This is a genomic window from Streptomyces viridochromogenes, assembly GCF_001270495.1.
GTDB lineage: Bacteria > Actinomycetota > Actinomycetes > Streptomycetales > Streptomycetaceae > Streptomyces > Streptomyces viridochromogenes_A.
In genome coordinates this window covers 104,720-126,942 of sequence record NZ_LGUR01000207.1, presented here as the reverse complement: position 1 = coordinate 126,942, position 22,223 = coordinate 104,720, and the positions used below count along the sequence as shown (strand labels likewise).

The following is a 22,223-nucleotide window of genomic DNA, read 5'->3' as shown; positions in this document are numbered from 1 at the left end:
TCTCCTTGGCGGCCACGCACGCGTGCCGGGCGGTTGGAGGCGACGGCCGGCGGGCGTCAGATTCCGTGCGGCAACCGCACGTAGATCACCGAGGTCTCCACACCGCTGTCGACCAGCCTGCCCCGGGCGTCGAAAGCACCCTCGCCGTCCGTCATCCCGAAGTCGTTGTCGTTGATGAGCGCCAGGGTTTCGTGGTCCACGCGCGCGATGCCTTCGATCTTCCCGGGCACACCGGCGACCGTGCCCAGGTCGACCACGAGCTTCTTGGTGAGGACCGGCACACCCGAGGCCGCCGGGTCCTCGAGCTGCTCCAGCGACGGGGACGTGGTGTCGTCGTCCCAGGGACCGCCGAGGATGTTGGCGGCACGGTCCAGGCGGACCGTGTGCAGGCGCGCGGCCTTGTCGGTCCGCTCCTCGACCAACAGCCGGTTCCCGCCCACGGCCACGACCGACGAGATCTTCAACTCCGAGGTGTCGTCCTCGCTCGGGTCGACCACGTTCACCGGGTCGAAGCGGTACGCGTACTCCGCGATGACCGCCTTCTTCTTCGGTGAGAAGCGCAGAAGCCGCGTGGTGCGCGACGCCTCCCCTGCATCCGTGTCCGGGAGGGACAGCGGGCTCTGCACGGCCATCACCAGGTCACCGCCGGGCAGTTGGGCCAGCCCCTCGAAGCCACGGTTGGTCTTCCGGTGACGCAGGACGGAGGGCAGCGCCTCCACTACCGGGTAGTCCGTGCCCGTGAGCCCGAGCCCCTTGGGCACGTAGCGCGTGAGGACCTCCCCGCGCGCGGAGACGTGCACGAGAGACGGTCCGTATTCGTCGACGAGCCAGAAACTCCCGTCGGCGGCCCGCACGATGCCCTCGGTGTCCAGCCCGTTCGGGTTGTACTGCAGAGCGGTCCGCGCGTCGTAGGAGTACGGCGCCTCGTCGCGTCCCTCCTGGTTCGACAGTCCGGTTACGGGCTTCCCGGAAGCGGTTGTGACCGGGATCGCGTCCAGCACCCGCACGGTGTTTCCGGACACCCGGATCTTCACGATCGCGGGATCGAAGCCAGGCACCGGGAACGTGCGGCGCTTTGTGCCGTCGACCTTGACCTGGCCGTTCGGGCCGCGGTCCGTGACCGTCCAGAACTCGCCCGTGCGGCCCGCCGGATAGATGTCGCTGCCGATGCCGCCGAGGTCCACGCCCCGGTCGTTGCCCACGGTGCCGGGCAGCAGCGCGTTGCTGAACGCGCCGAGCGGGATGTCGTCGAGCGTCGCGGTACGGACGACGCGCGTGGTGCAGTCCCCGCCCCCGGCGCCGACCGCGGGGCCGCCGGCCGCGAGCGCCGCGATCACGGCGAGGGGTACGCCCCCGGCGACGAGACGGTGGGTGCGGCGCCGACCGGTGGCGTGCGGGGACATCGGGCCTCCTGAGGACCAAGTTCACTGACAGCGGCCAGATTTGGAGCCCATGCGGAACGCCCTACGACTGTGGGGTGAACTCGGGAAGACGGGCGCTCGTCGAGCCGAAGTCTTCGGAGCCGAAGTCCCCGAGCCGGCGTTCCGTGAGCCCGATGTCCCCGAGTCGACGTTCCCGTGAGTCGCCGCCCCCGAGTCAACCTTCCGCGAACCGGCGGACCGGACCGTCGCCGGTCACCTTGGCCGGGGCAGCCCTGCGAGCGGCAACGCCGGCCTCACCGGGGCGCCTCCTCGGGCGCAACCTCCGCCGAGGCCAACGCGGTTGCCGGATCCTGTGCGGCGCCTCCTACGGGTACCCAGCGGCTCCGTTCCCTGCGGTACGGCCACCAGCGTCCGTCCCGCCCCAGGCGCAGTTGCCTCGGGGCGCCGACGACCGTCCACCGGTTGCCCTTCATCCGCAGCGACGGCCGTTCGCCCTCGTCCCAGGCCGACTCCAGAGCGGCACGCGCGCGTGCGAGCGTTTCGCCGTCCACGGTCCACTCCTCCTCCAGCACGGAGAGCGCGGCGACACCGCCGAGGTGCCAGGCGCGTACTGCGATCTCCAGCCCTTCCCGGCCGCGTCCCGATCCCTCGGCCAGCCGCTCGGCGACGCCGGCGGCGGGGGCGCCTGCGGCGAGGCGTACCGCGTCCTGGTCGAGCGTCAACTCCGAGCCGGGGACGTGGTGCTCCAGATCCGTCCGCAGGGCTTCCGCAAGCAGGCGGTGTGCTTCGGTGGCTGTCTGGGCAGCCAGGAACTCCAGGGCGGCCGGGGTGACGCCGGGCGCGGGAGGCGTCTCGGTGTCGAGGGACGGCGGCACTCCCGGCTCGGCCGGCAGCTCGGGCAGAGCGGGCAGCGGCGGCAGGATGGCGCCGGTCGCATAGGCCTCGGCGGCGTCCACGCCCTCCGGTTCGGGTGACGCGGACGGTTCGGACGGCGTATCTGCGGGTGCGGCCGGTGCGGCACTGCGGGCCTGGAGGTCGTCCAGGAGGCCGCGTTCGCCCCGTCCGCGCATAAGCAGCAGAACGAAGGGATCCTGGTCCAACAACCGCGCCACCTGGTAGCAGAGGGCCGTTGTGTGCCCGCAGTGGTCCCAGGCACCGCAGCCGCACTCCGGCTCCAGATCACCCATGCCCGGCAGCAGTTCGATGCCTGTGGCGGCCGCGTCCTCCACCAGGTGCGGCGGCATGTCGCGGTCCAGCAGCGCCGCGACATGCCCCGCCCGCTCGACCGCCATGTCCAGGAAGCGGTCCCACTGTTCGGTGGTCAGCTCCTCCAGCAGCACGTCGGCCCGGTGCGCCGTACGGTCGCGGCCCTGAACGACGGCTGTAATGCGCCCCGGGCGCACGGACACCGCGCCGACCGCTCCCGCCCGCGCGAGCCTGCGGCCTGCCTTGAGCTGACCGGAGTCCAGCGCCGTCTCCTCCAGAGCCTTCAGCCAGGCCTGCCCCCACCAGGTCTGTGCGAACCCGCGCCCTTGCGCGGGCGGCAGCGCGGCGAACGTGCGCTCCATGTCACCGCCGTATCGAGTCATCGGGCGCCCCCTCGCAGTTCCACAAGATCGGCCAGCTCCGCGTCGGTCAGCTCGGTGAGTGCCGCCTCGCCGGCGCCGAGCACCGCGTCGGCCAGCTCCCGCTTGCGGCTCAGCATGTCGGCGATACGGTCCTCGATGGTTCCTTCGGCGATGAGCCGGTGCACCTGAACGGGCCGGGTCTGGCCGATGCGGTACGCGCGGTCGGTGGCCTGTGCCTCGACGGCGGGGTTCCACCAGCGGTCGTAGTGCACGACATGTTCGGCGCGGGTGAGGTTCAGGCCGGTGCCCGCGGCCTTCAACGACAGCAGGAAGACGGGCACTTCACCCTCCTGGAAGCGCCGCACCAACGTCTCGCGTTCGGTGACGGGTGTTCCGCCGTGCAGGAACTGCGAGGGCATACCGCGAGCGGCCAGGTGCTGTTCGATGAGGCGTCCCATGCGCACGTACTGCGTGAAGATCAGGACACTCGCCTCCTCGGAGAGGATGGTGTCGAGCAGCTCGTCCAGCAGCTCGAGCTTTCCCGAGCGCCCGGCGATCCTGGGGCGCTCCTCCTTGAGGAACTGCGCGGGGTGGTTGCAGATCTGCTTCAGGCCCGTCAGGAGCTTCACGATCAGACCGCGCCGCGCCATGCTGTCGGCTCCGGCGATCTCCGCGAGCGTCTCGCGGACCATGGCCTCGTACAGACCCGCCTGTTCGGTGGTGAGGGACACGGCACGATCGGTCTCCGTCTTCGGTGGGAGCTCTGGTGCGATCCCGGGATCCGACTTGCGTCGGCGCAGCAGGAAGGGGCGCACCAGCCGGGTGAGGCGCTCCGCGGCGGCCGGGTCCTGGCCGCTCTCGACGGCTTGGGCGTAACGCGCGCGGAAGGTGCCCAGGCGGCCCAGCAGTCCGGGCGTCGTCCAGTCGAGGATCGCCCAAAGCTCCGACAGGTTGTTCTCCACAGGGGTGCCGGTGAGGGCCACGCGCGCGCGTGCGCCGATGGAGCGCAGCTCCCGCGCGGTCGCCGAGTACGGGTTCTTCACGTGCTGGGCCTCGTCCGCCACGACCATGCCCCACGGCACCTCGGCGAGGCGGCGCGCGTCCATGCGCATCGTGCCGTACGTGGTGAGCACGAACTCCCCGTCCGTCACGGAGTCCAGATCACGCCGTGACCCATGGAAGCGACGCACGCGCGTGCCGGGCGCGAACTTCTCGATCTCTCGCTGCCAGTTGCCCATCAGGGACGTCGGGCACACCACGAGCGTCGGACCGGCGGACGAGGCGTCGGACTGCCGGTGAAGATGCAGCGCGATCAGGGTGATCGTCTTGCCGAGGCCCATGTCGTCGGCCAGACAGCAGCCCAGGCCCAGGGACGTCATCCGGGCCAGCCAGCTCAGTCCCCGCCGCTGGTAGTCCCGCAGCGTGGCGGTGAGGGCGGCCGGCTGGCCCACCGGCGCCTGGCCCTCGGGGTCCGCGAGCCGTTCACGCAGCGCCGCCAGCCAGCCCGTGGGCCGCACCTCGACCTGGCGGCCGTCGACCTCCGTGGCGCCTGTCAGTGCGGCGCCGAGCGCGTCTATGGCCGTTACCTTGCGGTCCTGCTGTGCGCGGGCGCGGCGTACCTCCTGGGGATCGACGAGGACCCACTGGTCGCGCAACCGCACCATGGGGCGGTTCGCCTCGGCGAGACGGTCGAGCTCCTCACGTGTGAGCCGCTCGTCACCCAGCGCGAAGGACCAGTTGAAGGCCAGCAGCGCGTCCGCGGACAGGAACGACGGAGTGTCGGAGAAGGCCCTGCCGGGCGTGGATTCCTCATCCGGCGGACCGATCACCGCGCGGGCGGTCAGCTTGTGGGCCAACCCCTTGGGCCAGTGCACGTCGACGCCGGCTCCGGCGAGAGTCCGAGTGCCCTCCTGAAGGAGGTCGGTCACCTCCTCGTCGGCCAGTTCCACCGCATCCGGCACTGCTGCGGAGAGCAGCGGCGTGAGCGGCGCCCAGGCGCGGGCCGCGCGGCGCAGGGCCAGCAGGGTGTCCATCCGCGCGCGTGGGCCGAAGGCGCCGGATCCCGCCCACACGTCGGCGGCGTCCGCGACCAGCGTCGGGTCACTGACGCTGTGCACCTGTAGCACCGCCCGGAACGACAGCGCCGCATCGTCCTGCGTCTCCGCGGCGAGGCCGGGGACCTCGAGCCGCAGCGAGAGCCGTACGCCTGCGTCGTGGCCCGCCGCGACATCCGCGGCCCACGCGCGCTGACCGGGCACGTGCTGCGGCTCCTGCGCGGCGTAGGCGGGCCCACCCGTCACGAGCTCCGCCGCGGGGGAACGGGGAAGCGCATCGGCGACCGCGTCCAGGAAGGAACGCAGCAGCCGCTCCGGATCCGGCAGCCGCAACGGCTGCGCGCCGATCAACGGCAGGGCGTGCGCTTCAGGCGGCATCGCGGCGGCGAGGGCGCGGACCCGTTCGACGTCGTCCGCTCGCAGGGGGCCGGTGCGCCAGGCGTCGTGGTCGTCCGCCGAGAGGCCGGGCAACAGCAGTCCACGTGCCACGAGCTGCAGGGCCAGCACGGCGGCCGTACCCCAGAAGACGCCCGCTCGGGGCGACTGCGCGGACGTACGCGCGCGTGTGAGCACAGGCAGAGCGGCGCGCACGGGGAGCAGAACGGCCGGCACGCTCACCAGCTCGACACCGTCGTCGCCGGGCAGTGCGACGGCCAGCTCCTCGACGGATCCGGACGCGATGAGTGGAACGGCACCACCGTCCGCTCGCCAGAAGGCGACCCGGCCGGTGCGGGCCGGATCACCGGGGACGAAGACGGCACAGCAGGAGGCCAGTTCGGAGATCTCGGACGGTGTTGCGTCGGGAAGCCTCGGCACGGCTCTGCATTACTCCTCAAATTTGACTACCTGGTCGAGTGGCCGAGGGTACAGCACGCCCGGGGCAAGTCGGGCATGCTGACTCCGTGACCTGGGTCACCCGCCGACCGTCGGGGTATCTCCCTGGTGCGGACCCCGGCGCGTCGACCGCACATCGGCGGAAACCGGCTCTCCGCGACCAGTAGGGGCCACACCTCAGGGTCGTCTCAGGGTCGCGGTCCGGAACCGCTGGAAGCGCGGACCCGTTTTCAGGTCAGAGAGCGGCAGTGGCCGCGAAGGAGGCGACGCACATGTCGAAGAACGCGAAGATCGCCGCAGGAGGTGTGGCGGCCGGTCTCATCCTGTTGATCTGGCTGCCCTGGTGGGCCGCGCTCCTGATAGTCCTGGGAGTCCCGGCCGCCGCGTACCTCACGCTCGACCCGTCACAGCGGCGCAGGCTGCGCCGCGTCTCGCGCAAGGAACTCGGTCGCTGACCCTCACCCGGCCGCCCGCGCGACCGGGGCGGACAGCGAGCAGGAGTTGAGCACATCGCCGCTCGCGGGCCTGCCGACGGTACGGTCCGCGGGCGGTCGGGTGCCTCGCTCCACCCAGGAGGCCAGCGCGTCGAAGGCCGACCGGTAGCAAGGCAGGATCGGCCGAAGCCGATCCGGATAGGTGTCGTACAGGCCGTCGACATGAGTGCCGCCCGCGATCGTGAAATAGCGGTGCAGCGGGCCCCGACCGCTCGCGTCGACCATGCGCGCGTACACGTCCGAGTCGGCCGTCTTCGGCAACAGCGCGTCCAGATCGCCATGCAGCGTGATCAGCGGTCGTCCGATGCGCCCGGTCAGTGCGACGCGGGCCACGGCGCGGTGGACGGACGTCGGGCGCGACGCGTAAGCGTACGAGGCGTCGGACGCGCACGGGGCCAGGATCTGCTCCGGCGTCGTCCCGGTGGACTTGCCGGGGCAGCCGGGGTCGAAGGCCGGGTCGAACTCGGCGCGGTAGATCTTCTGCGTGACGCCCCAGTACGCGTGCTCGTGGTACGGCCACAGAAACTCGGAGCCACGTGCGAACCCGACCGCGTACAGATCCTCGTCCCGCGCGGAGCCGAGCATGCGTGCGACTGCCGTGGGCAAGGAGGTGAGCAGGTTGGGGCCGTTCGCGGTCCACAGGGCGCCCTCCCAGTCCACGCCGCCGTCGTACAGCTCGGGATGGTTCTCCAACTGCCAGCGGGTGAGGTAGCCGCCGTTGGAGATGCCGGTCATGTAAGTACGGCGGGGAGGGTGCCCGTAACGCTGGGCCACTGCCGTGCGGGCGGCCCGGGTGAGCTGAGTGGTCCGCGTGTTCCACTCGGCGACGGCGTCACCCGGCCGCTTGCCGTCGCGGTAGAAGTCGGCGCCGTTGTTGCCCTTGTCGGTCGCGGCGTAGGCATAACCCAGCGCGAGCACCTGGTCGGAGATCGCCGTGTCCGTCGCGTACTGCCTACGGGTACCGGGGGCTCCGGTGACGACCAGTCCACCGTTCCAGCGGTCCGGCAGCCGGATCACGAACTGCGCGTCATGACGCCATCCGTGGGTGGTGTTGGAGTGGGAGGAGTCGGGGAAATAGCCGTCGATTTGAACCCCCGGAACCCCGGCCGGTGTCCGGGTGCCCCGGGCCGTCAGCCCTGCCTGGTCGGCCATGTCGGTGTAGGGCGTGCCGGCGAGTCCCGCCGTGGTCAGATCCGCAAGGCAGGCGCCCTGCTGGTAGGCCGCGCCGGGCACCCGTACGCGTTCCTGCCGGGCGCAGTGCTGCTCGTCGACTTCCGCGGCCGCAGTGGCAGCTACCGGACTCGGCCCGCTGAAAGCGCCGGCCAGCAGCATCGCGGCGACGAACGGAACACCTCGGGACAGGCGCATGACAGCCTCCTGGCAGCGGGGGACGGACGCATGAGAGAGCGGAGCCGTGACGGCTGGCTCATAGTGCGGTCCTGGCTCCGTGCCATCCATGGGTTGGGGCCACATGGGAGGTCGCAGTGGGATGGGGCCACCAGACACCGACTGCTCTGTCCGGGCCCGCTGCCGTGTCGTCCGGCGCGCAGCTCAGCTGGGGCGTACGGCCATCTTGTCGAGTGCCTCCAGCAACCCGGGCAGCTCGGGCCCGCGGCCCACCGGCAGAACTTCGCCGGGCTCGTCGTCGAGGAGGACGAACGCGATGTCGTCGGTCCTGGCGACGAGCGACCAGCCGGGTCCGTCCGCGCGCAGGGTCCGCGCGTCGCCGGGCGCGAAGGACGACCGTACGCGGCCGAGGGGCGGCGGGGAGTCGACGTACGCGCGAGCCTCGGTGAGGACCCGCCGGATCCCCGTGTGGCCGCCCTGGTTCTCGCCCTTCTCGCCCGGCTCGGCCCCTGCGCCTTCGCGCTCGCCCGTGTCCGTGCCCTCGGTGGCGTCTGCCGCTCCACCGCCCGGCGTCGCGAAGTCGGTGTCGTCGATCTGCTCGCGCCACATTGCCCACTGCAGGGCGATTTCGTCGGCGCCCAGGCGCCGCTGGGCCGGCCCCCACACGCTCGTGTCCGGTGGTGTCAACGCCGGACCGTCCGCCACCTCGGGGTCGGGATCGTGCGGCTCCGGCACATTGGGGGCGGCGACGGCGACCGCGAGGGGCCAGCCGGGCAGCGCGGCCACGACCGTACGCTCGTCCGGTGACAGGTCGTACTCCATGCCGCAGTCCCAGGACGCGATGGCGACGGCGACCAGGGAGACGTCGTCGATGACGACCGTCCACCGGGCCCCGTCGCCGTCCTGGCCGAGTACCAGGCCGTATCCGTCGGCGAGCGGCGCGAGGCCGAGCGCCGCGCAGGCCTCCGGATAGTCGTCGCCCAGCACGCTCGGGAACTTCGCCGGCGTCAGCAGCACCGCCGTGAGCACATAGAGCGCATCGTCCGCGGCGGCGACGGCCTCCTCGTCCGTCCCGGCCATCCCAGCCTCCCCATCGGTTCGTCCATCGGCGCGCACCCTAGTGCGAGCGGAAGCCGCTTGTCACGACTCCCCGGCACACCCGAGCTGCAGCTTTCCGACTGGTCGGGGCGAATCGACCGAGATCGTGCACAGCGTCAGGCCGCCGGGAGCCCGAGGAGGGTGCGGGCGACGGTCTGCGGCGACTCGTCGCGCTCCCGAGCGAGCGCGATGACCGCCCGGCACGCCAGCTCGCTCACGCCGAACGACAGCGCCTCCGGAGACACCCAGCCGGTGGCCTCGTCGATCTGCTCCTGGTCGTCCTCCGCGCAGGCCGACACATAGACGGCGGCGGCCTCGAACAGATTGTGCGTGCGCTTGTCCTTGTGCGTGGGCTCGGCTCTGTTGGTGTCCTCCTCCGTGTGCGGGGAACGGAGCAATCTCGTCCACAACTTGCGCACCCTGTCCCACATACTGGCCGCCTTCCCCCTGCGTGGCTGATCCGACTGATCTTCCATCTTCCCCTATCCAACGTAGAGTTGGAGTCTCGGCGGCAGAAGGGGAACGGCGCGGTGAAGCGCTTCGAGCCGTTCGAACAGAGCCGGCGGACGGTCCCTTTGTGAGGCGTCTTTGCCAGGTGTCCTTGCGAGGCGTCGGAGAGCTGCCGGCCGGTACGCGCGCGTGGTCAGCCTTCGAGCGAAGCGATCGTCTCGCGCAGCCAGGTGAGTTCGGTCCGGGACGTGGCCCGAGCGATGGTCAGGATGCCGCGTCGGAAGGGATCGTCCAGCTCCTCGGCGCGCAGGGGCCGGTCGCCGTCGTAGAAGAAGCTCGCGGGCTCTTCGAGGAAAGCCAGTCGACGCCTCAGTACGGCGGACTGGGCGGCCGGATCGTCCAGGTGCCGCAGGAAGGCGAGCAGCGTGAACCACCGGTTCTCGTCGCTGATGTCGCGGGGGTCGGGCTCGGCGAGCCGGCGGCGCAACTCCTGTCGGCCTGCCTCGGTCAGCGTCAGGACGTGACGCGGAGCGGCCACTGAGCCCGGTTCCGTGGCACGGGCGAGCAGGCTCGCCTTCTCCAGCCGTTTGATCGCGGGGTACAGCGTGCCCTCGGCGACCGGCTTCACGTGCCCCGTCAGCGCGGTAAGGCGTTTGCGCAGCTCATAGCCGTGGAGCGGGGTGTCGTAGAGGAATCCGAGGATGGCGAGCTCCAGCATGCCCGCATTCTCGCTCACATCGGTTGTACATCATAGGCGGGGTACATCGAAGTCTTGATGCATCGGTGCCGATGTATATAGTCGAAGGGCTGGCAACGTGGCCGACAAGGCTCCAGGGAGGATGCGATGAGGCAGGCCGAGTTCGACGGCAAGGGCAGCTGTATCCGCTGGACGGAAACAGCGGGGGCTGGACCCGCGCGCGTGTACGTGCACGGACTGGGGTCGATGGCCTCCGTGTACCACGCCCACATCGCCGCCCGGCCGGAAGTCGCGGGTCGACGGAGCCTGTTCGTCGATCTGCCGGGCCACGGCATCAGTGACCGGCCCGCGGACTTCGGGTACCGGCTGGAGGATCACGCCGACGCCCTGGCGGCGGCCCTGGACGCGGCGGGGGAGAGCGACACAGAGCTGATCGCGCACAGCATGGGCGGCTCCGTCGCCCTCGTGCTGGCCCATCGGCGGCCCGACCTCGTTTCCCGGCTGGTCCTCACCGAGGCCAACCTCGACGCCTCGCCGCCACCCGCCGCGGGGAGCGTATGGATCACGGCATACGAGGAGGAGGAGTTCGTCGGCGGGGCGTACGCACGCGTGCTGGACGCGGTCGGGCCGCTGTGGGCGGCGACCATGCGGCTGGCCGATCCGCGGGCCCTGCACCGCAGCGCGGTGGGGCTGCGGCGCGGTTCCGGGCCGGTCATGCGGGACATCCTCGAAGGGCTGTCGATCGATCGTGTGTTCCTTCAGGGTGAGCTCAGCGGAGAACTCCTGGGCAGGCAGGCTCTGGAGGCGGCCGGAGTGCGCGTGGTGACCGTGCCCCGCGCCGGGCACAACATCATGCTCGACAATCCGGACGCCTTCGTGGCAGCCGTCGTCGGGTAGGGCTGAGACCTCAGGACTCCCGCGTGGCCAGCACCAGGAAACGGTCGTCCTCGTCGACGTACGACGTCATGCGCCACCCGGAACCGGCCAGCAGTGGCCGGAGGTTGGGCTCGGCCCGCAGGTCGTCCGGGGTGATCTGGCGGCCGTGGCGTGCCGCGAGCGCCGCCCTGCCGATCGGGTGGAACAGCGCGAGCATGCCGCCCTGGCGCACCGTGCGGGCCAACTCCCGCAGGTTCTCGGCGGGATGGGGCAGGTGCGCGATGAGACCGGCCGCGAACACGGCGTCGAGCGACTCCGCCCGCAACGGCAGCGCGGCCACGTCGGCGAGCAGCAACTGCGCGTCGGCGCCGCGTCCGGCCCGGGTGGCGGCCTCCAGCATGGCCGGGGTCAGATCGGCCCCGAGGACCACTCCCGAGGGCCCCACGGCGGCACGCAGCGGCGGCAGGGCGCGCCCGGTGCCGCAGCCCGCGTCGAGTACGCGGTCGCCCTCGCGCAGTCCCAGTTCGGCGACCGCGGCCGCGAAGGCGGGCCCGTCGCCGGGGAACTTGCTGTCCCAGTCTGCCGCGCGGGCCGTGAAGAACTCCTGCACATGTGTGTGGTCGTCGCTCATGTTCCGCATGATTCCTCACTGGCACGGATGGCGCCGCTGTGCACACGTTCGAGCGTGACGCGATCGTTCCGCTGCATCTCTGTGTCATATTCCAACAGCTTTCGAAATGCGCCCCCACCGCGCGCCCCTGCCCCGGCTAGCGTCCCGGAGCCATGGGACACCTGGACCACGCCGCCCTCGGGTGGCTGACCCCCGTGCTGTCGTACGTGATGGCGTGCATAGGCGCCGCGTTGGGCCTGCGCTGCACCGTCCGCGCGCTCGGCGCCACCGGCCGGTCGCGCCGCAACTGGCTCATCACCGCCGCCTCGGCCATCGGCACCGGCATCTGGACCATGCACTTCGTGGCCATGCTGGGCTTCAGCGTCAGCGGCACCGACATCCGCTACGACGTGCCGCTCACCATCGTGAGCCTCCTCGTCGCCATGGCCGTCGTCTGCGGCGGCGTCTTCGCCGTCGGCTACAGCCGTGACCGGACCCGCGCGCTCTTCCTCGGCGGGCTCACCACCGGGCTCGGCGTCGCGAGCATGCACTACCTGGGTATGGCCGCGGTGCGACTCCACGGCGACGTCAGCTACGACCCCGTACTCGTCGGACTCTCCGTCCTGATCGCAGTCGTCGCGGCCACGGCGGCCCTGTGGGCGGCGCTCAACATTAAGTCGCCCGTCGCCGTCACCATCGCCTCGTTGATCATGGGCGCGGCGGTCAGCAGCATGCACTACACCGGGATGTTCGCGGTCAGCGTGGACGTCACACCCGCCGGCGCGATCCTGCCCGGGGCCACGGCGATGCAGTTCATCTTCCCCCTCGCCGTCGGCCTCGGGTCCTACCTCTTCCTGACCTCGGCCTTCGTCGCGCTGTCACCCACCACGGGGGAGCGTGCGGCATCCGCGTCGGCCCAGGAACCGGTCGAGAGCCTCGTCGGCTAGCGGCGGATCCGGACCGGCGACGGCCCCGGCACGGCACGCCCCGAACCACTTCCGAGCGAGGAGGCCATGCGTACACCCCGTAGGACCACCGCAGCCGGCGCCGAGACGCCGTCCCCGCCCCTCGTGCGCGGCCGCCGCGCCCATGCCGGACCGCCGGCCGACGAGGGTCCGGAAGAGCCCCTGAGCGTAGCGCCGGAGGACACACCCACGCGCGTGGGGCGCTGGCGCATGCGGCCTCGCACCGTGCGCGCCAAGATCGTCTGCCTGCTGATGGTGCCGGTCGTCTCGCTGCTGGCCCTCTGGGCCTACGCCACCGTCACGACCGCGCAGGACGTCTCCAGGCTGCGCCAGTTGCAGCGCGTGGACGCCGGGATCAGGGCACCCGCCGCGGCCGCCGTGGCCGCACTCCAGGCCGAACGCGAGTCCGCGGTGCGCTATGCGACCGACCCGTCCGCCGGCCAGAGCGACGAGTACAAGAAGCTCGCGGAGGACACCGACAAGGCGGTGGCCCGGCTACGGCTCGGCGACCGCAACACCGTCGCCGACGGCGAGGAACTCCCCACCGGAGTGGCTCGGCGACTCGAGTCCTTCGTCACCGGCGCCGAGCGGCTGAGCACCGTACGGAGCGCCGTGCTCGACCGTCGCTCGGGCTGGGACGAGGCGTACGGGCGGTACACGACGACGATCGCGAGCGCGTTCTCGGTGGGCGGTGCCCTCACCGGCATCCAGGACGCCGAACTCGGCTCCGACGCGCGCGTGCTGCTCGAATTCGCCCGCGCGGGCGAGGCGTTGGCCCAGGAGGACGTGGTGCTGGACAGCGCACGCCTCGCCGGGCGCCTCGATGGAGAGCGCTTGCGGCTGTTCACCGGCGCCGTCGACACCCGCCGTACGCTCACCGAGTCTGCCGTGGCCGACCTGAGCGGCACGGAACGCGCAGCCTGGCAGCGTCTCGCCGACGGCGGCGACTACGCGACCGTGGCCGCCGTCGAGGACAAGGTCCTCGCCACGCCGCCGGGCGTACGAGCGATCGACGCCGCGGCGGAGACCACCTGGAGCAAGGCACACGCACGCGTGCAGGACGCGATGCGGTCGATCGAGCAGGACGCCGGGCGGGATGTCGCGGACCGCGCCGACCCGTTCACCCGCGGCCTGGTCACCCCCGCCGGGGCCGCCGTCCTCTTCGGCCTCGCCGCGGTCGCCGCCTCGCTGGTGATCTCGGTGCGCATCGGCCGCGGCCTGGTCGTCGAGCTGGTCAGCCTGCGCAACAGCGCCCTGGAGATCGCCCGGCGCAAGCTCCCCGAGGCCATGCGGAGACTGCGTGCCGGTGAGGAGATCGACGTCCGGGCCGAGGCGCCGCCCGGACCGCCCGCCGAGGACGAGACCGGCCAGGTCGGCGAGGCCCTGGGGACCGTCCACCGCGCCGCACTTCGTGCCGCCGTGGAGCGCGCCGAACTCGCCAGCGGCATCTCCGGTGTCTTCGTCAACCTCGCCCGTCGCAGCCAGGTCCTCGTGCACCGTCAACTCAGCCTGCTGGACAGCATGGAGCGGCGCTCCGACGACCCGAACGAACTGAGCGACCTCTTCCGTCTGGACCACCTCACCACCCGTATGCGACGCCACGCGGAGAGCTTGATCATCCTCTCCGGGGCGGCGCCCGGGAGGGCCTGGCGGATGCCGGTCTCCTTGACCAACGTGGTCCGCGCGGCCGTCTCCGAAGTCGAGGACTACGCGCGCGTGGAGGTACGACAGCTCCCCGAGGCGGCCGTCATCGGCGCGGCCGTCGCCGACCTCACCCACCTCCTGGCCGAGATCATCGAGAACGCGGCCCAGTTCTCGCCTCCTCACACGCGCGTGCGCGTCACCGGAGAGCCCGTCGGCAACGGTTACGCGGTCGAGGTCGAGGACCGAGGTCTCGGCATGGGCAAGGAGACGCTCACGGAGGCCAACCGGCGCATCGAACAGTCCGAAGCGCTCGACCTGTTCGACAGCGACCGGCTCGGCCTCTTCGTGGTCAGCAGGCTCGCGTCCCGGCACGGCATCAAGGTGCACCTGCGCACGTCGCCCTACGGCGGCACCACCGCCGTGGTCCTGCTGCCCACAGCCCTGCTGCACAGCGCCACGGCGGAACGTTCCGGCGAGAAGACGGCAGACTCCGAACGATCTGCCGGGCGCGACTACGCGCGCGTGCCCGCCGCCGACCGGCACCAGAACTCCGTGCGTGTCGTCACGGACCGGCGTCAGGAGTCCGTGCACGCGGTCGCCGACCGGCCCGCGCTGGTGGCTCCCGCACCGGCCGCACCTGCCGCGGCGGAGACCCAGACCGACACCCCACCCCCCGGAGTCACCACCTTGCGACTGCACCGACCTCCGGACAACTCCGAAGCCTCCGACGACCTCCCACGCCGCGTACGGCAGGCAAGTCTCGCCCCTCAACTGCGCGAGGGGCGCCACGAGGAGCAGCCGGGGGCCGCCACCTCCCACGACGACGACCGGCGCACCCCCGAACTCGTCAGGGACCGCATGGCGGCCTACCGCGACGGCTGGACGCGCGGCGGCGGCAGGCAGCCCGGCCGCCGTGGCACGCCCGATTACACAGCGCACAGCGACAGTAGCGAAGGAGATCTCGCATGATCCAGGATCCGAGCATGAGGGCCGCCCAGCGGTCCGGTGAACTCGACTGGCTGCTGGACGACCTGGTGGTGCGGGTGAGTGAGGTGCGGCACGCCGTGGTGCTGTCCAACGACGGGCTCGCCGTGGGCGCGTCGACCGGTCTCCGCCGTGAGGACGCCGAACACCTCGCCGCGGTGGCCTCCGGCTTCCACAGTCTGGCCAAGGGAGCGGGCCGGCATTTCGGCGCCGGCGGGGTGCGTCAGACCATGGTGGAGATGGACGACGCCTTCCTGTTCGTGGCGGCCGCGGGCGACGGCTCCTGTCTCGCCGTCCTCACCGCCGTGACCGCCGACATCGGACTGGTGGCGTACGAGATGGCACGACTGGTCAAGCGCGTCGGCGAGCACCTCTACACACCGCCGCGCGCCGCCACGCGGCCGCCCGCCGCGGGATGAGCCGGAAGGGCGGGCCGCGCACATGACCGAGGACACGACAGCCGACCCGCGCGAGCAGGGCAGCCAGTGGTACGACAACGAGGCCGGGCCCCTCGTCCGTCCGTACGCCATGACGGGCGGACGCACCAAACCCGGTCCCACCGGGGTGCGGTTCGATCTGATCGCCCTCGTCACGTTGGCCGCGGCCGCGCCGGGTGCCGACGACGACACCGCGCTCGGGCCGGAACACCGGGCCCTTGTCGAGCTCTGCCGACCGGAGACGCAGTCGGTCGCGGAACTCGCCGCGGGCGCAGATCTGCCCGTGGGGGTCGTCAGGGTGCTCCTGGGCGACCTCCTGGAACTGGGCTGCGTCACCGTCAGCCGTCCGGTACCGCCCGCGCAGCTTCCTGACGAACGGATTCTGCGCGAGGTGATCGAAGGCTTGCGGGCCCTGTAGACGACCTTTCAGAACCAGCCAAAAGCGGTCCAATCCCACGAAAGGCAGCCGCAGTTGTCATGATGCTGACTTCGCACCGTGACGTCGACCGATGCCGGTACTCCCGAGAGAAGTGATCGATGGTCTCCGAGCACCCCGACGCCTCCGACGGCGAGACCGCCGCGCTGGCGTTGAAGATCCTGGTCGCCGGTGGATTCGGCGTGGGCAAGACCACCCTGGTGGGCGCGGTCAGTGAGATCAGGCCGCTGCGCACCGAGGAACTGCTCAGTGAAGCCGGGCAGCTGGTGGACGACACCGACGGCGTGAACCAGAAGGTCACCACGACGGTCGCCATGGACTTCGGGCGCATCACCATCCGCTCCGGCCTGTCCCTCTACCTCTTCGGCACCCCCGGTCAGGACCGCTTCTGGTTCCTGTGGGACGAGCTGTCGCAAGGAGCCCTGGGCGCCGTGGTCCTGGCGGACACCCGGCGCCTGGAGGACTGCTTCCCGGCGGTGGACTACTTCGAGCACCGCCACATCCCGTTCGTCGTGGCCGTCAACTGCTTCGCGGGCGCCAGGACGTACGGCGCCCATGACGTCTCGCGCGCCCTAGACCTGGACCAGGGAACTCCCGTGGTGCTCTGTGATGCCCGGGACCGCGATTCGGGGAAGGAGGTGTTGATCCGACTCGTCGAGTACGCCGGGCGGATGCACACCGCCCGGCTGCTCAACTCCGTGGGCTGACTGGTCTTCTTCGCCGTCGGCTCCGGTGTTCGGCCGGTGTTCGGCAGGCTGTCAGTCGGCGACGCCCTTCTCCGCCAGTACCTTGTCGATCGAGACGCGGACGAGGAGTTCACCCGGGACACCGTTGCGGGCCCCGAACTCCTCCGCGCGCTCCTCGCCCATGTAGCGGGCCCCGATCCGACCGGCCCAGTGCCTCAGCTCCTCCAGATCCTCCGAAACTCGGGCTCGGCCCTGCACCACCACGAAGTCGTACGGTGGCCGGTCGTCGTCCACGCACAGCGCCACCCGGCCGTCACGGGCCAGATTGCGGCCCTTCACACTCGACTTGCCCGTGTTGAAGACCACGTCGTCCCCGTCGAGCACGAACCAGATCGGCGTCACATGTGGACTCCCGTCGGCTCGCACGGTCGAGAGCTTCGCGGTGCGTGTGCCGTGCGAGACGAACGCCCGCCATTCCTCATCGGTCATCTTCTGCGCCATGCCTTCCATCCTCCTTGCTTGTGGGCCGGATCGTCGGGGAGGGTGACGAAGAGATCCTCCGGCGCAGGGGGAGACATCTACACGGGGAGACCGGATCATGGCGCAGAACCAGGGACTCGGCTGGCTCCTGGACGACCTGACGGAGCGCGTCGATCACGTGCGACACGCGTTGGTGCTGTCCAACGACGGTCTGGTGACGGGTGCGAGCACGGGACTGCGACGCGAGGACGCCGAGCACCTCGCCGCCGTCTCGTCCGGACTGCACAGCCTGGCCAAGGGCTCGGGACGGCACTTCGGCGCGGGCAGAGTCCGCCAGACGATGGTCGAGTTCGACGACGCCGTGCTGTTCGTCACCGCGGCGGGCACCGGCAGCTGTCTGTGCGTGCTCAGCGGCGCGGAAGCCGACATCGGCCAGATCGCCTACGAGATGACCCTGCTCGTCAACCGGGTCGGCGAGCACCTCGACGTGGATGCCCGACAGCCCGAACGGACATCGCTCACAGACCTCTGACCTGTCCTCTGACCTGCTGGTTCGTCATCCTCCCTGGAGTTATCCACAGGCCCGCCACGAGATCCGGCAAAGCGGCTACGGTTTTGTCACGGCGAGCGCACGGAGCGTGAGCCACCGACTCCACGGGGGAGACCGACCATGTCAGCCGACACCATCACGACACCGCACCCGCCTCTCGCCTTCACACCGAGTCGAGCGGCCCGGGAACTGGGACTGAAGCGAGGCGAGTTGGACCTCGCCGTCCACCTCGGACTCATCCGGACCGTTCCTGACGAAGGAGGCGGGGGCAGGCGCGTCCCACGGTCCGAGATCGATCGGCTGCGTACGGGGGACGGAGTTCCCGAGTCGTTGCAGGACCGCGTGCGGGTGGTGGGCACGACGGAGGGCGCGGACGTCATGAATGTGTCCGCCGGAAGGTTCACGCGCCTCGCACGTCTGGGCGTGGTCGCACCGGTGAAGTGGTACCTCAACCGCTACCGAGCCGTGGTCTGGCTGTACTTGGCCGACGAGCTGAAGCAGTTCGCCGCCGACGAGAAGAACGCGCCTTTGCTGAACGCCCGGCGTATGCCCGAAGGGCCGCGCGGCCTGCTGGACGCGGGCCTGGACCTGCGGCCGCGCAACTGGCGTGGCCGCCATCGGGGATTCTTGCTGCGACTGGCCGAAGACCCGTGGGAGAGCGCCGGCGCAGTGGCCGCCTTCCTCGACCCCGTCCAGGTCGGGGAGATCGTGCCCGACCCCTATGAGCGTTCCCATCTGATCCGCTTCCGGCCAGGGCCGCCGGCATCCGGTGCACCGGGTTCGCCCGCCGCCCTCATCGCCGAAAGGATCATGACGGCGGACGACCCGGACGAGATCAGCCTGCTGCGGGCCGACCTGGCGGCGGTTCTGGCGGAGGCGCGCGAGAGGCGGCCCGCGCCGCGTCCCACGGCGAAACGGGCCCCGGCTCCCGAGCATCGAGGGCACGTCGGTCCGTCCCGGACCGAGGAGCCGAGTCGGGCCGAGGCTCCGGGACGATCGGAGAAGCCGGGTCGGCCCGACAATCCGGAACGGCCCGAGGAGCCGCAACCGCCACGCGGCTTCCTGGGCAGGCTCCGTCGCAGAACTCGCCGGGCTACAACGACCTGAACAGCCCCTCCTGGACGACGGACACCAGCAGCCGTCCCTCCAGGTCGTAGATCCGCCCACGAGCGAGGCCCCGTCCGCCGGTCGCGATCGGTGACTCCTGGTCGTACAGGAACCACTCGTCCGCGCGGAAGGGCCGGTGGAACCACATCGCGTGGTCCAGCGACGCGATGTCGAAGCTCCGCGGGCCCCACAAAGGCTCGACCGGGATGCGCACGGCATCCAGAAGGGTCATATCACTGGCGTAGGTCAGCGCGCACGTGTGCACGACCGGGTCGTCACCGAGCGGCCCGACCGCGCGCATCCACACCGCGCTGCGCGGCTCCGCGTCCTTGACTTCCTCGGCGGACCACCGCAGCCGGTCCACATAGCGGATGTCGAAGGGTTGGCGGCGCGCCATCCGCTCCAACTGCTCCGGCAGCGCGCCCAGATGCTCCCGGATCTCGTCCGTGACCGTCGGCAGCGACTCCGGGTCCGGGACCTTACGGGCCGGCGGCAGCTGGTGCTCGAAGCTCCCCTGTTCAGGCTTGTGAAAGGAGGCGGTGAGATTGAAGATCGTGCGGCCCTGCTGCACGGCGGTGACCCGGCGGGTCGTGAACGACCTGCCGTCCCGCACCCGTTCGACCTGGTACACGATCGGCACACCCGGCCGCCCCGGGCGCAGGAAGTACGCGTGCAGCGAGTGCACCGGACGGTCGCCGTCCGTGGTGCGCGCGGCGGCGACCAGCGCCTGGCCCGCCACCTGGCCGCCGAAGACCCGCTGCAGTGACTCCTGCGGGCTGCGGCCACGGAAGATGTTGACCTCGATCTGCTCCAGGTCGAGCAGATCCACGAGCCTCTCGGCCGGGTTCGTCGTCATGGGTGAGATTCTCCTGTGCTCACAGCGCTCACAGTTGGCCTACGTCGGTGACTCGGACCACCGCGCGGCCTTCCGCGTCGGAGGCGGTGAGGTCGACCTCCGCGCTGATGCCCCAGTCGTGGTCGCCGTTCGGGTCGTCGAAGATCTGGCGGACGCGCCACAGGCGGTTCGCCGGTTCCTCCTCGATCACCAGCAGCTTCGGGCCGCGGGCGTCAGGTCCGGTGCCGACGTCCTCGTACTCGTCCCAGTACTTGTCCATCGCCTCACCCCAGGCATCGGCGTCCCAGCCGGCCTCGGCATCCATCTCGCCCAGCTCCTCGACCTGGTCGAGCGCGGCGAGTTCTACGCGGCGGAACATGGCGTTGCGGACGAGGACGCGAAAGGCACGCGCGTTGGTGGTGACCGGCTTGACCTCGTCCGCCTTCTCCTGGGCCTCCTCGGCCGTCATCTCCTCCGGGTTGGCGAGCTGCTCCCACTCGTCGAGCAGGCTGGAGTCGACCTGGCGCACCATCTCGCCGAGCCACTCGATCAGGTCCTGAAGGTCCTCGGACTTGAGGTCGTCCGGGATGTTGTGGTCGAGGGTCTTGTAGGCGCCGGCGAGGTAGCGCAGCACGATGCCCTCGGTGCGGGCCAGCTCGTAGAAGGACACCAACTCCGTGAAGGTCAGCGCCCGTTCGTACATGTCCCGGATGACGGACTTCGGCGAAAGGGGGTGGTCGCCGACCCACGGGTGGCTCTTGCGGTACGTGTTGTAGGCGTGGAAGAGCAGCTCCTCCAGCGGCTTGGGGTAGCTGATGTCCTGGAGGCGTTCCATGCGCTCCTCGTACTCGACGCCGTCCGCCTTCATGGCGGCGACGGCCTCGCCCTTCGCCTTGTTCAGCTGGGCTACGAGGATCTGCCGCGGGTCGTCCAGGGTGGACTCGATGACGGACACCATGTCCAGGGCGTAGGACGGCGACTCCGGGTCCAGCAGCTCGAACGCGGCCAGCGCGAAGGTCGACAGTGGCTGGTTGAGCGCGAAGTCCTGCTGGAGGTCGACGGTGAGGCGGACGATGCGGCCCGTGGCGTCGGGCTCGTCGAGCTTCTCGACGATGCCGCCGTCCAGCAGCGATCGGTAGATGGCGATCGCGCGCCGGATGTGCCGCAGCTGCTGCTTGCGCGGCTCGTGGTTGTCCTCCAGCAGGTGCCGCATCGCCGCGAAGGCGTTGCCGGGTCGGGCGATCACCGACAGCAGCATGGTGTGCGTCACCCGGAAGCGGGAGGTCAGCGGCTCCGGTTCGGAGGCGATGAGCTTCTCGAAGGTGTTCTCCGTCCAGGCGACGAAGCCCTCTGGCGCCTTCTTGCGGACGACCTTGCGGCGCTTCTTCGGGTCGTCGCCGGCCTTGGCGAGTGCCTTCTCGTTCTCGATGACGTGCTCGGGTGCCTGGGCCACGACGAAGCCCGCCGTGTCGAAGCCGGCCCGCCCGGCGCGGCCGGCGATCTGGTGGAACTCGCGGGCACGCAGCGTGCGGACGCGGTTGCCGTCGTACTTGGTCAGCGCCGTGAACAGCACGGTGCGGATGGGAACGTTGACGCCCACGCCGAGCGTGTCGGTGCCGCAGATGACCTTCAGCAGACCGGCCTGCGCGAGCTTCTCCACCAGGCGCCGGTACTTCGGCAGCATGCCGGCGTGATGCACGCCGATTCCGTGCCGCACGTAGCGGGAGAGGTTGCGGCCGAACTTGGTGGTGAAGCGGAAATTGCCGATCAGCTCGGCGATCTGGTCCTTCTCCTCGCGCGAGCACATGTTGATGCTCATCAGCGCCTGCGCCCGCTCCACGGCCTGAGCCTGGGTGAAGTGCACGATGTAGACCGGTGCCTGCTTGGTCTCCAGCAGTTCGGTCAGGGTCTCGGTGAGCGGGGTGAACTTGTACTCGTAGGACAGCGGCACGGGGCGGGTGGCCGAGCGGACCACCGATGTCGGGCGGCCGGTGCGCCGGGTGAGGTCGTTCTCGAACATCGAGACGTCGCCGAGCGTGGCCGACATCAGGATGAACTGTGCCTGCGGCAGCTCCAGGATCGGGATCTGCCAGGCCCAGCCGCGGTCGCCCTCCGCGTAGAAGTGGAACTCGTCCATGACGACCTGGCCGACGTCCGCGTCCTTGCCGTCGCGCAGCGCGATCGACGCGAGCACTTCGGCGGTACAGCAGATGACCGGTGCGTCGGCGTTGACGGACGCGTCACCGGTCAGCATGCCGACATTCTCGGTGCCGAAGATCTTGCACAGCTCGAAGAACTTCTCCGAGACCAGCGCCTTGATCGGAGCGGTGTAGAAAGTGACCTCGTCCCGGGCCAGGGCGGCGAAGTGGGCGCCCGCGGCGATCATGCTCTTGCCGGAGCCGGTGGGTGTCGACACGATCACGTTCGCGCCGGAGACCACCTCGATCAGCGCTTCCTCCTGGTGGGGGTAGAGCGTGAGGCCGCGCTCCTCCGCCCACGACTCGAAGGCTTCGTAGAGGGCGTCGGGGTCGGCGTTCGGCGGCAGCTGATCGATGAGGGTCACCCACCCATCTTGCCTGCCCTCCTCCCTCACAGGGGAATCGGATGCGAGCACGAAGATCGCGAACGCTACGCTGTGTCGCCGACGACACGTCAGCGAACCCGGTCAACTGGACAGCGGCACACGAGG

Annotated in this window: 20 protein-coding genes; 9 read left to right on the top strand and 11 right to left on the bottom strand. The window is 70.6% G+C overall.

Features of this window, described 5'->3' with window-relative positions; all coding sequences use genetic code 11:
* Positions 1-56: 56 nt before the first annotated feature.
* The 3 genes from ADK36_RS25775 to ADK36_RS25765 all read right to left on the bottom strand — a co-directional run bounded on the left by ADK36_RS25775 (position 57) and on the right by ADK36_RS25765 (position 5,820).
* A complete protein-coding gene (locus tag ADK36_RS25775) occupies positions 57-1,403 on the bottom strand; it encodes an esterase-like activity of phytase family protein (RefSeq protein WP_053199229.1) in 1,347 nt (448 codons plus the stop codon).
* Positions 1,404-1,675: 272 nt separating this feature from the next.
* On the bottom strand, positions 1,676-2,971 hold the full coding sequence (locus ADK36_RS25770; protein WP_048580441.1) for an SWF or SNF family helicase: 1,296 nt from the start codon (positions 2,969-2,971) through the stop codon (positions 1,676-1,678).
* On the bottom strand, positions 2,968-5,820 hold the full coding sequence (locus ADK36_RS25765) for a DEAD/DEAH box helicase (protein WP_053199227.1): 2,853 nt from the start codon (positions 5,818-5,820) through the stop codon (positions 2,968-2,970). The genes ADK36_RS25770 and ADK36_RS25765 overlap by 4 nt, the downstream gene beginning before the upstream one ends.
* Positions 5,821-6,110: 290 nt before the next feature.
* On the opposite strand from ADK36_RS25765, the gene ADK36_RS25760 reads away from it, so the two are divergent.
* Entirely contained in the window at positions 6,111-6,293 is a 183-nt protein-coding gene (locus tag ADK36_RS25760; RefSeq protein ID WP_030047209.1) for a hypothetical protein, read from the top strand.
* Positions 6,294-6,296: 3 nt separating this feature from the next.
* Here the strand turns inward: ADK36_RS25760 and ADK36_RS25755 are convergent, their stop codons facing one another.
* The 4 genes from ADK36_RS25755 to ADK36_RS25740 form a co-directional block, all read right to left on the bottom strand.
* The gene (locus tag ADK36_RS25755; protein WP_053199226.1) at positions 6,297-7,700 is read right to left on the bottom strand and encodes a tannase/feruloyl esterase family alpha/beta hydrolase; all 1,404 of its coding nucleotides are present in this window, start codon (positions 7,698-7,700) and stop codon (positions 6,297-6,299) included.
* A gap of 183 nt (positions 7,701-7,883) precedes the next feature.
* Positions 7,884-8,759, bottom strand: coding sequence for a hypothetical protein (locus tag ADK36_RS25750; RefSeq protein WP_048580438.1), 876 nt, complete (start codon positions 8,757-8,759; stop codon positions 7,884-7,886).
* 134 nt (positions 8,760-8,893) lie between these two features.
* Entirely contained in the window at positions 8,894-9,208 is a 315-nt protein-coding gene (locus ADK36_RS25745) for a hypothetical protein (protein ID WP_048580437.1), read from the bottom strand.
* Between the two features lie 212 nt (positions 9,209-9,420).
* Positions 9,421-9,945, bottom strand: a complete 525-nt coding sequence (locus tag ADK36_RS25740) for a PadR family transcriptional regulator (RefSeq protein WP_048580436.1) — start codon at positions 9,943-9,945, stop codon at positions 9,421-9,423.
* Between the two features lie 126 nt (positions 9,946-10,071).
* Here ADK36_RS25740 and ADK36_RS25735 point away from each other — a divergent pair, with 126 nt between their 5' ends.
* Positions 10,072-10,821, top strand: coding sequence for an alpha/beta fold hydrolase (locus ADK36_RS25735; protein WP_053199224.1), 750 nt, complete (start codon positions 10,072-10,074; stop codon positions 10,819-10,821).
* A 10-nt stretch (positions 10,822-10,831) separates the two neighbouring features.
* Here ADK36_RS25735 and ADK36_RS25730 read toward each other — a convergent pair whose 3' ends face one another.
* Positions 10,832-11,431, bottom strand: coding sequence for a class I SAM-dependent methyltransferase (locus ADK36_RS25730; RefSeq protein ID WP_053199296.1), 600 nt, complete (start codon positions 11,429-11,431; stop codon positions 10,832-10,834).
* Positions 11,432-11,583: 152 nt separating this feature from the next.
* Between ADK36_RS25730 and ADK36_RS25725 the strand changes: the two genes are divergently transcribed.
* From ADK36_RS25725 to ADK36_RS25705, 5 genes are all read left to right on the top strand, one after another.
* Positions 11,584-12,357, top strand: coding sequence for an MHYT domain-containing protein (locus ADK36_RS25725; protein WP_053199222.1), 774 nt, complete (start codon positions 11,584-11,586; stop codon positions 12,355-12,357).
* A gap of 66 nt (positions 12,358-12,423) precedes the next feature.
* Positions 12,424-14,988 carry a sensor histidine kinase gene (locus ADK36_RS25720; RefSeq protein WP_053199221.1) on the top strand — a complete coding sequence of 855 codons (2,565 nt, stop codon included), beginning with the start codon at positions 12,424-12,426 and terminating at the stop codon, positions 14,986-14,988.
* Positions 14,985-15,422, top strand: coding sequence for a roadblock/LC7 domain-containing protein (locus ADK36_RS25715; protein ID WP_048580432.1), 438 nt, complete (start codon positions 14,985-14,987; stop codon positions 15,420-15,422). The genes ADK36_RS25720 and ADK36_RS25715 overlap by 4 nt, the downstream gene beginning before the upstream one ends.
* Positions 15,423-15,444: 22 nt before the next feature.
* On the top strand, positions 15,445-15,858 hold the full coding sequence (locus ADK36_RS25710; protein ID WP_048580431.1) for a DUF742 domain-containing protein: 414 nt from the start codon (positions 15,445-15,447) through the stop codon (positions 15,856-15,858).
* A gap of 119 nt (positions 15,859-15,977) precedes the next feature.
* Positions 15,978-16,583: a GTP-binding protein gene (locus ADK36_RS25705; protein WP_048580430.1), complete on the top strand. Its 606-nt coding sequence runs from the start codon at positions 15,978-15,980 to the stop codon at positions 16,581-16,583.
* A 51-nt stretch (positions 16,584-16,634) separates the two neighbouring features.
* Here ADK36_RS25705 and ADK36_RS25700 read toward each other — a convergent pair whose 3' ends face one another.
* On the bottom strand, positions 16,635-17,063 hold the full coding sequence (locus tag ADK36_RS25700; RefSeq protein ID WP_048580429.1) for a PPOX class F420-dependent oxidoreductase: 429 nt from the start codon (positions 17,061-17,063) through the stop codon (positions 16,635-16,637).
* A gap of 97 nt (positions 17,064-17,160) precedes the next feature.
* On the opposite strand from ADK36_RS25700, the gene ADK36_RS25695 reads away from it, so the two are divergent.
* Entirely contained in the window at positions 17,161-17,574 is a 414-nt protein-coding gene (locus ADK36_RS25695) for a roadblock/LC7 domain-containing protein (RefSeq protein WP_048580428.1), read from the top strand.
* Between the two features lie 138 nt (positions 17,575-17,712).
* A complete protein-coding gene (locus tag ADK36_RS25690) occupies positions 17,713-18,699 on the top strand; it encodes a DUF6397 family protein (RefSeq protein WP_048580427.1) in 987 nt (328 codons plus the stop codon).
* Here the strand turns inward: ADK36_RS25690 and ADK36_RS25685 are convergent.
* Both ADK36_RS25685 and ADK36_RS25680 read right to left on the bottom strand, forming a co-directional pair.
* Positions 18,686-19,555, bottom strand: a complete 870-nt coding sequence (locus ADK36_RS25685) for an acyl-CoA thioesterase (protein WP_048580426.1) — start codon at positions 19,553-19,555, stop codon at positions 18,686-18,688. The two genes, ADK36_RS25690 and ADK36_RS25685, sit on opposite strands and share 14 nt — an antisense overlap.
* A gap of 28 nt (positions 19,556-19,583) precedes the next feature.
* Complete coding sequence (locus ADK36_RS25680) at positions 19,584-22,097, bottom strand: DEAD/DEAH box helicase (protein WP_048580425.1); 2,514 nt, start codon at positions 22,095-22,097, stop codon at positions 19,584-19,586.
* Positions 22,098-22,223: the final 126 nt, after the last annotated feature.